Annotated in this window: 9 protein-coding genes; 4 read left to right on the forward strand and 5 right to left on the reverse strand. The window is 46.6% G+C overall.

Translation table 11 applies throughout. The features are described from left to right. From OEU88_RS02920 to OEU88_RS02940, 5 genes are all read right to left on the reverse strand, one after another. Positions 1 to 1,692 carry a histidine kinase gene (locus OEU88_RS02920; RefSeq protein WP_262693601.1) on the reverse strand — a complete coding sequence of 564 codons (1,692 nt, stop codon included), beginning with the start codon at positions 1,690 to 1,692 and terminating at the stop codon, positions 1 to 3. Positions 1,693 to 1,764: 72 nt separating this feature from the next. After that, positions 1,765 to 2,385 (reverse strand): MarC family protein, encoded by a 621-nt coding sequence (locus OEU88_RS02925; RefSeq protein WP_262693602.1) that lies wholly within the window; start codon positions 2,383 to 2,385, stop codon positions 1,765 to 1,767. 47 nt (positions 2,386 to 2,432) lie between these two features. Further along, positions 2,433 to 3,329: a bifunctional methylenetetrahydrofolate dehydrogenase/methenyltetrahydrofolate cyclohydrolase FolD gene (gene folD, locus OEU88_RS02930; protein ID WP_262693603.1), complete on the reverse strand. Its 897-nt coding sequence runs from the start codon at positions 3,327 to 3,329 to the stop codon at positions 2,433 to 2,435. A 43-nt stretch (positions 3,330 to 3,372) separates the two neighbouring features. Next, positions 3,373 to 3,714: a DUF167 domain-containing protein gene (locus OEU88_RS02935; protein WP_262693604.1), complete on the reverse strand. Its 342-nt coding sequence runs from the start codon at positions 3,712 to 3,714 to the stop codon at positions 3,373 to 3,375. Further along, positions 3,704 to 4,006, reverse strand: coding sequence for a YggT family protein (locus tag OEU88_RS02940; protein WP_262693605.1), 303 nt, complete (start codon positions 4,004 to 4,006; stop codon positions 3,704 to 3,706). The genes OEU88_RS02935 and OEU88_RS02940 overlap by 11 nt, the downstream gene beginning before the upstream one ends. Before the next feature lie 238 nt (positions 4,007 to 4,244). Here OEU88_RS02940 and OEU88_RS02945 point away from each other — a divergent pair, with 238 nt between their 5' ends. The 4 genes from OEU88_RS02945 (at position 4,245) to OEU88_RS02960 (ending at position 13,796) form a co-directional block, all read left to right on the forward strand. Next, positions 4,245 to 7,253 (forward strand): SBBP repeat-containing protein, encoded by a 3,009-nt coding sequence (locus OEU88_RS02945; RefSeq protein ID WP_262693606.1) that lies wholly within the window; start codon positions 4,245 to 4,247, stop codon positions 7,251 to 7,253. A gap of 550 nt (positions 7,254 to 7,803) precedes the next feature. Beyond that, positions 7,804 to 8,169: a conjugal transfer protein TraC gene (locus tag OEU88_RS02950; RefSeq protein ID WP_262693607.1), complete on the forward strand. Its 366-nt coding sequence runs from the start codon at positions 7,804 to 7,806 to the stop codon at positions 8,167 to 8,169. Between the two features lie 171 nt (positions 8,170 to 8,340). Further along, the gene (locus tag OEU88_RS02955; RefSeq protein WP_262693608.1) at positions 8,341 to 10,995 is read left to right on the forward strand and encodes a TonB-dependent receptor domain-containing protein; all 2,655 of its coding nucleotides are present in this window, start codon (positions 8,341 to 8,343) and stop codon (positions 10,993 to 10,995) included. A 281-nt stretch (positions 10,996 to 11,276) separates the two neighbouring features. Further along, entirely contained in the window at positions 11,277 to 13,796 is a 2,520-nt protein-coding gene (locus tag OEU88_RS02960; RefSeq protein WP_262693609.1) for a TonB-dependent receptor, read from the forward strand. The last annotated feature ends 109 nt before the right edge of the window (positions 13,797 to 13,905 follow it).

A 13,905-nucleotide genomic window follows, 5' to 3' on the forward strand; every position in this document is an offset into this window, starting at 1 on the left:
TTATAGTCTGGCTTGGTTGATCTGGATAGTGGTTTGCCAATTGGCGCTTACTTGTTCGGATGTAAAGCTAAACCGAGTGCCACAAAATTCTTCGAGGCGAGCTAGAATATAGCGCGTTCCTGCACCTGTTCCCATATGCCGGTTTGTTGGTTCAGTTGTTGAAAGGCTTCTGGGCACACTCTCAAGGTTTCCCATTGGTGCGCTGAAAATATACGTAGTGCTGTCGCCGGATGTGATGCTTCGCAGGTTAAAAGTGCCTTGTATTTTTGCCAGATTATTGTGGCTAAAAGTATTTTCCACCAGCGTGTGAAAAACACCCGGCGGGATAAGCGCAGTTCTGTCGATGTTCTCTGTTTTCAATATAAATGTGCCGTTTAGACGCTGACTCATCAGGTCGAGATGGGTTTGGCAAAGAGTTAATTCTTGATCAAGAGTGACAGTAGTTTTTTCTGAAAATTGATCGAGCATTCGAAATTCGGTTGCAAGTCCGTCAATAAATTCAACAGCTTCATCGGGATCAGTTTCGACCCATTCCATGAGTGCCGTTAGAGAATTCATCAGAAAATGCGGTCGAATGTTCCGCTTGATAAGGTCTGCTCGCAATCGCTCTGATATGAGTTTTTGTCGCATGGCGTCTGCCGTACGGCGCTTAATGTCGATGGCCAGATCGATGGCCAGCATAAGTGTAATAACGATTAAAAACAGATGCTTTAAGTTTGGGTCTGCCCATAACGCGGTAAGAGACAGTGCAAACCCAAATACAAAGAGCCGGGATGTTTTTAAACCGCGCCACCACCCATAACACGCTATCAGCATTAATGTGACTGAGAGTAAACCGAATGCGCGGATATCATGATCAATTGAGCTAAGTTGAACAAATGACAGAGCAGCAACTACGGGTATAATTGTCATCCATTTGAGTGGGCTTTTAAGGCCGAGACGTGCAAACACAAACCACGGTAATGATAGAAAGACAATTATTGTAAAGATGGGTAGCATCATATCGAGCCGGGGTTGCCACCCATATGGATAGCTAAACAATTGTCTCCCTTCTTGTAACAAAATGATTGCTGCTATCGAGATGCTAACAAAAATAGCTGCCCACAAGCCAGGTTGGGCGCCGACGGTCTGCCGGATAAGCAATAAGTAACACGCCGTAAATAAAGCAGCAGTTGCTACAAAAAAAGTGCTGATTACGGATGAGTGGACACCAAAGAAGTCAGATTGAACCGCTGCAGGGCGCACTTCAAGTCCAAGGCTGTCACCTGTATTCATGCCGTAAGGTGTGATGCGCATCTTAATGATATGATGTCCGGGTGTTAGGTTTCTTAAGGGTATTAATACGCGGCTATATTGGTTAGCCGTGGTTCCCTTATAGTGGTTGGAGCCAATAAGCTCACCATCCCAGTAAAAATCATAGACACCTGATACCTTAACCCCGAGAGAAAGAGGGTTGTGAACTTGTTCGCCTTTTTCAAATTTTAACATGATTTCCATGTGAAACCATTGAGAGGTATCACTGTTAATAACCAGTCCAGTGAATGGCTGCCAGCTAGAATCTTTGTCTGGCGTGTCAGGGCTTTTTGCTGCTGACTCAAGAAGGCTGCCTTGCATGTTGATGATATCGTATGCATTCACAGAGTGGCTAAGGAATAGAAAGCAGATAAAAAGTAATTGCAGTATTTTAAACATGACTGCGAACATATCCCGAATGTTATGCTAAATCATTCGGGAATGCGTGAACGCCTCAAAATGAACCGCAAATTATCCGATAAATGAATTCCTCAAGCCATCCAGAACAAACTGGGTGGCGAGTGCCGCAAGTATAACGCCGAGTAGGCGCGTTAAAATGGTGTTCACAGTTGGACCCATCAGTTTCATTACAGGGCCTGAAGCAAGGAACACTATAAGTGTCACAACCATAACTGCACCAAGTGCTGCGGTTACAACAAGCTGTGCTGCCATGTTGGCACCTGCATCAGCAACTTGCAGCATGACAGTAGTAATTGCGCCAGGGCCAGCCAGCAGTGGCAGGGCTATTGGAAAAACCGAGATATCCTCGAAATAGTCATCCATTTTTTCCGCAGATTCTTGTTTGCGTGCATGACGTTTCTCAAAGACCATTTCAAGAGCAATGATAAACAGCATCAGGCCACCTGCAATACGCAGTGCATCAATTGAAATGCCGAGCAAAGCAAGAAAGCTTCTGCCAAAGAAAGCAAAGAAAATTAGGATAAACAGAGCAATGATGGTGCCTTTAACCGCCATACGGCGTTGATGCTGCGCAGGTGTGCCATTGGTCAGGCTTGCAAAAACAGGGGCAATACCTGGTGGATCAATAATTACAAATAGTGCGACAAACGCTGATATAAATGTCTCGTACATGATGAAGTTATGCTCTGCTATGGATGTGCAGGTCTACAGACTCTGCATTATCCTAACGTTTCAGGGTCAATCTGATTTTGTTTGCATGTAGCCGTTACTGTATTTTTTAGCAAGCACGCAATTGTCATGGGGCCCACGCCGCCTGGCACAGGTGTTATAGCACCTGCCACGCGGGATGCTTCTGCATATGCCACATCACCAACAAGGCGTGTTTTGCCCTCGCCTTTTTCCGGTGCAGGGATGCGGTTAATACCCACATCAATGACCGTTGCCCCTTTTTTGATCCAGTCGCCTTTTATCATTTCTGGTCGTCCGACAGCGGCAATGACAATATCTGCTGCCGCAACCTCATTTGCCAGATCCTTTGTCCTGCTGTGTGCAATGGTAACTGTGCAGTTTGCATCGAGTAAAAGTTGCGCCATGGGTTTGCCGACAATATTTGAGCGTCCCACAACAACAGCTTTCAGGCCGCTCAGGTCGCCGTGCTTGTCTTGCAGCATCAACAAACAGCCGAGCGGAGTGCAGGGCACCATACCGCCGCCGCCTGTGGCAAGCAGGCCTGAGTTTACAACATGGAAACCGTCCACGTCTTTCGCGGGTGCAATTGTTTCAATCACTGCTGCTTCATTGATGTGATCCGGTAAAGGAAGTTGAACGAGAATGCCGTTCACCGCAGGGTCATTATTTAGCTCTGTTACTTTGGCAATCAGTTCAGCCTCACTAACAGTGTCGTCCATGTGAAAATGAAAACCGTTCATGCCAACTTCGGCTGTTTGCTTGACCTTGTTACGAACATAAACCTGACTGGCAGGATCATCACCAACGATAACCACGGCGAGGCCCGGCTGAATGTCGTGTTTGTTCTTGAGAGACGCAACGTCACGAGTGACAGCACCGCGTATGTTTTCCGCAAATGCTTTGCCGTCGATAATTGATGCCGTCATCTGATCCCCCTATATGACAATGAATACCCTGTTGCCGTACATTTTAGTCTAGAGACATTATCATTTGTTCGACGCGCGGCAGGAGTATGTCAGCTTCTCCTGAAATGAAGATGATTTTGTCTCGCGATTGGTGTCCCGCTATAATCTGAATAGTGGATTTGGGCAACCTGAGTTTTTTAGCGAGCAAGGTAATTAAAGCTTTGTTGGCTTTGCCTTTTTCTGGCGGTGTTACAACGGTTGACCGCAGTCGCGGGTGGTGGTCAGCACCTTTGTCGATGCGGTCAATCTTTGTATGTGCTGCATTGGGCGTTAAGTGGACGTGTGTTTTGACGCCGTCTTCAGCGCGCTCAACTGGTAGTTCATGGTGTGGGTCTTTAGTAGCCATAAACGCCGAAAAGCGGTGCAATATCGGCACGCAACAGAATACGCACGGCATAAACGGCAAAATATAATATCAACGGTGAAATATCGATGCCGCCCAAATCCGGTAAAAACCGACGGATACGACTAAGTGCAGGTTCCGTTATGGCATACAGTGTTCGAGACACAGCTTGCACAAAAGGTTGGTAGCTATTGATGATGCCAAAAGAAACCAGCCAGCTGATGATGATTGATATGATGATTGCCAACGCATATGCGCCAAGTAATGCGTCTATGAAGAAAAATATGGCTGTCATTTGATAATCCTTAACGTCGTTGGTTCATAAATACCGTTGTTACCGCATATTTGTCACGGCGTTTGCAAGAGATGTAGGACGTTAAGGCCCATTTTGCAATTGGGCGGCAATTATTGCCTGTTTTTCGAGTCGTTTTGTGATGATTCGTGATTCGTATCGGTAATTGCTGCCGCATAGGCAAATTTTACCTAGTCGGTATGTTGATGACAGGGCCTGTAATATAGAAAGCTGAGCAAAAATGGCGTTCTTTGGTGTACAAAATTCTGGTGGATTGTTCGGCTCGGCCGGGCAGCAGAGTTTTCGTCCACAAATTGTCGGTATTGATACCTCACTTATTGCGCTCAGCAGTCAGGCGCAGCTTGCCCGTATAGCCGTTAATAGCTTAAGCGCGGATCAGCGTGCATCGTTTTCCAGTTTTGATCGGACACCAGCGGTAACTGCCCCTGGTCAGGGTGCTGAAGACACACGCTCGCTTAATCAGCGTATTCGAGAAGTGCGCGAGCTTACAAACTTTGTTGATCTGGATGACCCATCCCTGGAAGATGTTGCTGGTAATGTTGACCAAACAGCGACGTTTGTACTTTTTAATGCACTGAGTAACTTACGTGTGCTTGCTGAGTTTGCTGCGGAAGAGGCTACACCGGAAACATCGCTTGGCCGGTTGGACGAACAGTTTCAATCCGGCCTTGCTGAAGTGCGGGACTATATATCCTCAGCGGAACTTAACCGGCTTGAAATTCAACTGGGTGAGCGAGAGACAGAGTTTGAAGCCACAACACGTACAGGGCGCAACTCGACAGGGTTTTCCGGTTCAGGGGTTGCCAGCAGTGGCGATCAGATTCTGGAAGAATTAACGGGTACTGAAACTTTAACAGTTTCTATCACAAAGAACGGTGTTACTGACGATATTTTAGTTGATCTAAGTGCGATTTCAGGTGATCTGACTTTAAATAATGTTGCTGCTGAAATAAATACCCAGATCGAAGCTTTGACAGACCTGAATGATGAAGGCGAAGCAGTTGCGAGACATTTAACGCGTTTTAGTGTCCAGCGCGACGTTGATACAGGCCGTTTTGGTCTTCAGGTTGATGGCACGCTCCTCGAGAAAGTCTCGCTGTCTGCCGCTGCTGCGGAACCAACGCTATACACGGTTTCGTCTTTTGAGCAGCTTGATGATGGTATTGCGGTTACAAGCCGGCTAAGCGAGTTTAATAATATATCTGGCGAAATAGCCCTTGATGATACCACGTCTTTCGCGGCGATTGACTATGAGGAAACGGCAGTACAATTGTTGGTGGCAGAAGAAGAGGATGATGACCTTGATCCTGCCATTGCCGCGCGGCGCGACCAGTTTTTAGCAGATTCTCTAGCGGAAGTGACAGAAAATAGTACATCAACAACTGAGAGCACAGTGGTTGATAATACAGCGTCTATCACCAATGTGAATGATGAAGACCGAGTAAATGCAGATACATTTGGCACCCGTGTGGCGACAGATAGCCAGGGTGGCATTTATGTGGTTGGTACATCTACAGGAAGTTTTGGCCTGCAGTTGAATGTTGCCAGTGAGCAGGATGTGTTTCTGACTAAACTGGATACGCAAGGCAATGTTATTTTCTCCCGCCTTCTTGGGGCTGGGTCATCTGCTGAAGCCTTTGATATTAAAGTCGACAGCCAGGACAATGTTATTATCGCTGGTGCAACTGAAGGCGCTTTATCCAACAGTGATGTTGTTGAAAGCAGTTCGGATGCTTTTGTGGTTAAATATAATCAGCTGGGTGATGAGGTTTTCCGGTATCAGCTGGATACCTTTGGGCGGACATCTGCGAACTCGATCGCGATTGACAGTAATGATGATATTTTTGTTGGTGGGTCAACCTCGTCAGCCATCAGTGCAACATCAGGGTTTTCCGGTGGTAATGACGCCTTGATTTTAAAACTAAATGGCACTGACGGGGCACTTCTTGATTCCAATGTTTTTGGAACATCGGACAATGAAGTGATCCAGGGCATTGTCGTTGACGGGAACGATGACCTGATCATTGCTGTTGAACAGCAAGATAATGCATCTGTTGTGCGCGTGTCCGGTTCGGGCCTGACAAGCCAGACAGCCTCTGTATCCCTTGGCGATCTTGGGTCAGCTGGCGCTATTGAAAGCATCGCTATTGATACAGCAAACAATCAAGTGTTTATTGCCGGAGTTACCACAAATGCAGCACTTGATGCATTGGGTGCAGCAACAATCAATGGTAGTGCCGCGGGCGGTATAGAAGGTTTTGTGACCGGGTTGAGTTTTTCGGGCACATCTGTGTTGAATGCAGATTTTACTACGTATGTGTCAACGTCTTCAACTGACAGAATTAATGATTTAACCGTTCAGGGCGGCAGCGTTTTTGTTGCGGGTTCAACAGGTGGTGGTCTTTCAGGTGAAACCGAAGCTGGGCCAACAGATGGTTTTGTGGCGCGCATAAACGGCACAACGGGTGTTGTTGAAAACACAGAACAATTTGGTGCGCAGTTTGCCAATACAAATGTCGGTGGTATTGCTTTTACAAGTCAGGGCGATTCAGTGCTTGAGACGTTGGGCTTGCCTGCGGGGCTTGTTAATGGTGACCAAACGCTTGATCTGGAAACGCAGACAACGGCCCGTGTCGGAGATCATTTCTTCCTGTCTATCGATGATGGACGACGTATTCGTATTGAATTGGATGAGGGTGATGATTTTAACGACATCGCCCGTCAAATTCGTGTTGCCGGATTTGGACGCGTGGAAGTAGACGTATCACGCACCTCAGAAGGTGATCGATTGCAGATTGGCACAGTTGATGACGGTGTGCCTATTGATCTTATACCTGGAGCCGAGGGGTCTGATTTGCTCGAGCGTATCGGGTTGTCGGCAGGTCGCCTTTTGCCTCGCGATCAGGTTTTTGGGCTTGGTGAGTTTGCAGATATTCCGCCTGAAGAAGATCTTGGAGGTGTTTTTGGGTTGGGTCTTGAGGGTGCGCTGAATGTTAGAGACCGCGCAACAGCAAGGTTCGTCCTTGGTCTTCTTGATAATGCAATTGGTACAACGCAGCGTGCTTTCCGGTCCCTTACGTTTAACCCTATAAGACAACGGCTTTTGGACAATGCGGCAACACAAGGCCCTGTGCCGCCCCGGGTGGCCGCGCAAATTGCTAACTTCCAAAGTGGCCTTGCCAGGTTGCAAAGTGGTGCCAGCTCATCAACTCTTAGTTTGTTCGCATAATTTATTATTATCGCAGTAATGCCGTATTGCTGGCCAGTGTACCGCTGTGTCTAGTGCACAAGCTTTACAGCTGCTTATTATTTTTTAGCAAATAATGATGAAGAGAGCAGAGTACGCGGGAGAAGGTGCACGATTGGGGGTCGAGTAAATTAAACCCGCTCCCGCCCCCCTGCTCGAGAGGTGCTTAATAAGTTACAATTGGCATGCCAACTTTGGTTCATTTAATATTACATATATATATCAATATGTTGGTTGTTTTAACGAGAGAGTTTATATTTGTTTTTGCAATAATGTCGCAACTTGCGATAAAATAGTGTGACGCAAAATGCAACATTTGTATATAATTGCAACACATCTAAAGGCCCTGAATATTGCGAAATACATGTTGGTGACATTTTTTTAACGCCTGATGGTTACGCTTAGCCAATAATCGACGAACCCGGCGATTCTGAATGAGAGAGGCACGTTAGAAATGTATTCCACGACCGTCAAAAATAAGTGCTTTTCTATATTTGCAGCTTTTCTCATATGTACTTCGGCTGTATTTGGAGTGTCTTCAGAATTATACGCAGAGGAGCCGGCGACATTACCGGAAGAGGGCAAGCTTGCTATTGAGATGGCGCCTTATGATTTCTCTTTAATCCAGCGTGGGAGATTGAGGGGAAAAGTTTCACTTACATTGACAATTGTAGTAGAAAATCAGCGAGATTCGGAAATGATCCGCCAACGATTGCCCCAAATCCGCTCGGATTTTCTCAATGGGTTAACTGCGTTGTCGCGGCAAAGATTTAATGTAAATCGCCCAATTGATCCTGACATTGTTACAGCATTTCTAATGCCATATCTTAATCACCGCGTTGGTGACGGCAAAGCAAAAGTATATGTGAAACATGCACAAATAAAACCGGGCGGCTGATTTTATACATACCAATATGCATACTGTATCACGCATTTCATATATGTTGCGGTTTTGTAACAGATTGTCCTATCCGGTCCTGATTGCTCATATTGTACTTGACGATAACCCCTCCTCACATGTCCAATGATTGCGGGAAGAACATGAATAATATCCGATCGGGAGAGCAAAATGCGACATGGATACTTAAAATATGCAACGGCACTTACGGCAGGTTGCCTGACAATGGCGATCAGTTCTGCTGCAATAGCGCAAACTGATAGTAATGCTGAGATTGAGGAAGTTGTTGTTACGGGTTCATACATTAAAGGTAAAACGCAGAGTAGCAGCCCGTCACCAATATCAGTTATTGGTGCAAACAATTTAAGCGAAATTGGTGCCAGCACAGTTGCCGACCTGGTGCAGACATTAACCATCAATAATGGCGCGCAAAATAATCCTGACGCTTTTACGCAGGGTTCTACAACAGGTACATCAAACTTTAACCTGCGTGGTCTCGGCGTGTCGTCAACACTTGTTCTTATGAACGGTCGCCGTCAGGTAACCAGCGCTAACGTAACAAACGATGGTATCGCCTTTGTTGATACCAGTGCACTTGTTCCACAAATTGCTACGCAGCGAATTGAAATCGTAAAAGATGGTGCTGCTGCCATTTATGGTACGGACGCTGTTGCCGGTGTGGTTAATTTTATCACAGACGACACTTTTGAAGGATTTGAAGTTAACGCAAAATACCAAACGCTGACAGATCAGGGCTCGCAGTCTGATACACTGATTGAAGGTAAGTTTGGTTGGGCCGGTGAAACCACAAACATAATGGTTGCTGGTAGCTATTTTAACCGCACACCACTTACAACAGCGGAGCGCCGCCTGAGCCGCCGCGGACAAGATGATACATCATCACTTGGTAATCCGGGCGCTTTCTTCCTTTTTGGCGCTCTTCCTGTTATCGATCCAACAGGTTGTGATGCGCAAGGTGGTTTCTCTACGCCAATTGGTGGCGGTGCACAAACAACGCTGGACAATGCGGGTCTGCCATTTACTGCTGGTTTTTGCCGTTTTGACTTTGGTGATTTCTTCAACTTAGTGCCTGACGAAGAGCGCATTCAAGCCTTCGGTGTGATAACGCAGGAGCTTGGCGGGGATCATGTTTTCCGTGCTGAGGTATCATATGCTGACCAAACGGTTGAGCGCGGTAACTCTCCAACTTTCCCATTCTTGCAACTGAGTAGCGCGGTTGTGCCAACGAATAATCCGGGGAATATATTTCCGGCAGCTGTTGGGCCCGTTCTGTTCTTTGGTCGCGCCATTGGTAACGGCGGTGACGTATCACCGCAAACAACGGACCGTGACACACTTCGTTTAAGTGCGAGTGTTGATGGCACGTTGTCTGGTGACTGGACATATGATGTTGCTGTTACGCACGGTGTTTCCAATGCACTCCTGCGTACAGAAGATACAGTAACAGCAAACTTTAGTGCTGCTCTGCGTGGGTTCGGCGGCGCAGGCTGTGATGCATCAACAGGTACAGCTGGTGTTGGCCCGTGTGAGTTTTATAACCCGTTTGCCACCAGCTTTAGTACTATACCAAACAGTCAGAGTGTGCTCGATTTCGTTATCGGTACGCAGGTTACGGACAGCAAGTCTGAACTGACCGTTGTTGATGCTGTTATCTCTGGCACAGCAGGCGACATTGGATTAGCGCTTGGTGTTCAATACCGTGATGAAACATTCAGTCAGGATTTTGATCCTATTTCTGAAGCAGACGGATTTGCCTTCCTGATTGGCGGGCAGGACTTTTCTAGAAGCCGTGATGCGAAAGCGATTTTTGCAGAAATGTTCGTGCCACTTGGTGACACGCTCGATTTTTCTGCCGCTGTTCGCTATGAAGATTATGGAGGAAATATTGGCGATACGCTTGATCCGAAGTTCTCTTTGCTTTGGCGCCCGACAGACGAATGGTCACTGCGTGGTAGTTATTCAACAAGCTTCCGTGCACCAAGTGTATTCCAGGAAGCTGGCGTGAACACATCACTGAACCAGGTTACTGATCCGCTTGGCGGTACAGCGTTTGCCGCAGTGCGTTCGCTGCCTGCTGCTGGTCGGGATATTGGTCCTGAGCAAGGTAAGGCACTTAACTTTGGTGCGTCTTATCAGTCAGCTGGTTGGGAACTGGATATTGATTACTGGCACTATGATTTCAGTAACGTAATCATTCAGGAAAACTTCCAGGCAATTGTAAACGCAGACCCACAAGGTGATCGTGTGATCCGCGCCAACGGTGATACTGGTAACATTCTTATCGTTCTGGTGGATTTCGTAAATGCGTCATCTGTGACAACAAATGGTCTGGATGTGAACCTGCGCTATAACATCGATACAGATTACGGCATTATTCAGCCTTTCTTTGAAGGTACGCGCGTATTCAACTACGATATTGATGATCCGCAGGGCGGTGAAATTGAAGGCGCAGGTAGCCGTAACTTCTCTAACTTTGGTAGCCCAACAGCGGAAACACGTTTCAATACAGGTATCGCATTTACCAATAGTGTTCATGATGCGCGTTTTTATGTGCGTCATATCAGTTCACTCACTGATGATGAAAACCAAGGCCAGCGTATTGGTGCCTTCACTACAGTTGATGCACAATACACATTGAACCTTGGCGGCGTAATTGACGGCGCTGATGGAACAAGCCTTCAGATTGGTGTCATCAATGCTTTCGATAAAACACCACCACAAGTATTTACAAACGGTGGTTTTGAAAGCCGTACGCATGATCCGCGTGGCCGTAGTGTCTATGCGAGGATTTCTGCCCGCTTCTAATTCGGGTTAAAATAAGTACTAAAATTGCGCAAGAATGGGTTTTTCATACTCATTCTTGCGTTTTTATGTGTGGTTTATTAGCGACACTATGTAAAAACACGACGGGTTCTTTTTGACGAAGAACTTGACCTTTCCCCAAACTCACGTGAAGATATTAATGGAAGTGCTTAAAATAAGCGTTTGATTCATACCTGTCTGTATAGGTTTTAGCCAGAACCTGCCACTTCAGAAGTTGTTCAAGCGCGGTATTGTTTTTTTATATCAAGTCTGGGGAGGACTTTATGACCACTATGAAGCGACGTTCGTTGCGCACTCAACTCCTTGCATCTGCCGCAGTTACGGCCACGGCAATTGGCAGTATTGGTGTGCAAGCGCAGGATGCAGATTCTGACGGTTACGCAATTGAAGAAATTGTCGTGACATCTTCAAAGCGTGAGCAAACACTGCAAGCAACACCTATTGCTGTATCGGTAACGGGTGCAGAAACGTTTGAGAAAGCGCGCCTGTTAGATATCTCGGACTTACAATCTGTCGTGCCATCACTGCGTGTAACAACGCTGCAAACGTCCACCAACACTAACTTTGTGATCCGTGGTTTTGGTAACGGTGCCAACAATGCTGGTATCGAGCCATCTGTTGGTGTGTTCATTGATGGTGTTTATCGTTCCCGCTCTGCCGCTGCTATTGGTGACTTGCCAAGATTACAGCGTGTTGAGGTTCTGCGCGGACCGCAAAGTACCCTGTTTGGTAAAAATGCGTCAGCAGGTGTGATCAGCGTTGTAACTGAGGCACCTTCATTCGATACAGAAGGCCGTATTGAAGTGCAGTATGGTAATTATGACCAGAAGCTGGTTAAGGCGTATGTGACAGGTGGTTTGTCTGAAACTCTTGCCGTTAGTCTGTCTGGTGGCTGGAATAAGCGCGATGGTTATACAGAAGCACTAGAAGCTGGCATCCCTGACCTTAATGATAGAGATCGTTGGAATGTTCGCGGGCAGGCCCTTTGGGAGCCAAACGAGAGCATGACGTTCCGTTTGATCGCAGATTATAGTGAGCTTGATGAAATATGTTGTGGCGTGACTAACATTGTCAATGGCCCAACTGCGGCTGTTATCTCTGGCTTGTTAGGTGGCGCAGTTCTGGATGATTCTGATCCGTTTGCCTACGAGTCTGTAATTAATGAAATCCCTATCAACGAAGTTCAGGACGGTGGTATCTCGCTACAAGCCGATATTGACTTTGAAGGCTTCACCCTTACGTCGATTTCAGCTTATCGTAGCAACGACTCGTTAAACGATACCGAGCCTGATTATACGGGTGCTGAAATTCTTGATAGTGCTTTCAACGAAGCAAACATTGACACTTACACGCAGGAAATTCGCCTAACATCAACGGGTGATAATACTGTCGATTGGATGCTTGGTGGTTACTACTTCAATGAAGATGTAACGCAGGTGCAAGGTCTTGAGTACGGTGATGCGGCGCGACCTTACATTGACGCACTGGCTGGTGGTATTCTTGGTACGCTTGAGGCTCTCTCGGGTTCAGTGCCGGGTTCGTTCTTCAATGGTGATACAATCACGCGTGAAACATTCACTCAAGACAACGAGGCATACTCACTGTTTGCAACACTTGATTTTCATATCAATGATCGCCTGACGTTTACAGGCGGCATTAACTATACCAATGATAAGAAACGAGTTACCGGCAGCACAGTTAACGGTGATGTGTTCTCAAACATTGACTTGTTCAACGTTAATGGTGGGCTTATTCCGCAAGCTTTCTTTGGTCAAGCTTTCACAGGCGCGACTGGTCTTGCGCCAACACCTGCTAATATTGCAGCTGTTGAAGCAGGTGCACCGGGAACTACTGCGGCAATCCAGAACGGCGTTAACGCATCAATAACTGGCTTGCAGGCACTGCAGTTCCAACCACAATTCCTTGCATTCCCGAACTCCGTTCAGGATGGGCGCTCATCTGATGATAAGCTGACATACACAGCACGTTTGTCATTTGAAGCAAACGATAATCTAAACCTCTATGTGAGTTATGGAACAGGTTATAAATCGACGTCTTGGAACCTGTCACGTGATGCACGGCCTTTTGCTGCTAATCGGGCTGCACTCGAGTCGGCTGGTTTAACACTGACCAACCAGGCATTCGGTACATTGTTTGCTGGACCTGAAGAATCAAAGGTATTTGAGCTTGGCTTAAAAGCTAGATTCCCTCGTGGTGCATTTAACTTGGCCGTCTTTGATCAGAGCATTGATGGTTTCCAGTCAAATATCTTCACGGGTACAGGCTTTAGTCTTGTGAATGCTGGTAAACAGTCCACAAAAGGTGTTGAAGTTGATACAACTTGGACGCCGATTGATGAGTTAACGCTGACATTTGCTGGTACATACCTGGATCCGGTGTTTGACTCGTTTGTTAACGGTCCTGGTGGTGACTTGTCTGGTGCGAGGCCTGCTGGTATTCACGAATTCAGTATTACGACATCTGCGACTTACAACCATGACTTTGGTGAAGGTACCCTTGGCTTTATCCGTGCGGACTATTTGCATGAAAGCGATGTGCAGGTGGTTGATAATATTCCTGGTGTTAACCGCGAAGTGAATACGTTTAATGCCAGCGCAGGCGTATCATTTGAAAATGGTTGGGGCGTTCAAATTTACGCACGTAACCTCTTCAATGATGAGTATTTCCTGAGTGCATTCCCGGGTGTTATTCAGGCAGGCACGGTTAATGGTTATGTAAATACGCCGCGTCTATGGGGTGTATCTTTAACCTACGATTTCTAAATCAAATCGATATAAAAATTGGAAAAGGGTGGCTTTGGTCACCCTTTTTTAATAGTTGTACTGTAAATTCATCAATTACAAAGCACTGTTGGGGGAGAACAAAACTGTG

Origin of the sequence: Kordiimonas aquimaris, assembly GCF_025574485.1 — a bacterium.
Classification (GTDB): Bacteria; Pseudomonadota; Alphaproteobacteria; order Sphingomonadales; family Kordiimonadaceae; genus Kordiimonas; species Kordiimonas aquimaris.

What these genes read in the sequence shown, in the direction of transcription:
- folD (WP_262693603.1), bottom strand. Translation starts at nt 3,329, where the DNA reads ATGACGGCATCAATTATCGACGGCAAAGCATTTGCGGAAAACATACGC.
- OEU88_RS02960 (WP_262693609.1), top strand. Translation starts at nt 11,277, where the DNA reads ATGACCACTATGAAGCGACGTTCGTTGCGCACTCAACTCCTTGCATCT.
- OEU88_RS02940 (WP_262693605.1), bottom strand. Translation starts at nt 4,006, where the DNA reads ATGACAGCCATATTTTTCTTCATAGACGCATTACTTGGCGCATATGCG.
- OEU88_RS02920 (WP_262693601.1), bottom strand. Translation starts at nt 1,692, where the DNA reads ATGTTTAAAATACTGCAATTACTTTTTATCTGCTTTCTATTCCTTAGC.
- OEU88_RS02955 (WP_262693608.1), top strand. Translation starts at nt 8,341, where the DNA reads ATGCGACATGGATACTTAAAATATGCAACGGCACTTACGGCAGGTTGC.
- OEU88_RS02935 (WP_262693604.1), bottom strand. Translation starts at nt 3,714, where the DNA reads ATGGCTACTAAAGACCCACACCATGAACTACCAGTTGAGCGCGCTGAA.
- OEU88_RS02945 (WP_262693606.1), top strand. Translation starts at nt 4,245, where the DNA reads ATGGCGTTCTTTGGTGTACAAAATTCTGGTGGATTGTTCGGCTCGGCC.
- OEU88_RS02925 (WP_262693602.1), bottom strand. Translation starts at nt 2,385, where the DNA reads ATGTACGAGACATTTATATCAGCGTTTGTCGCACTATTTGTAATTATT.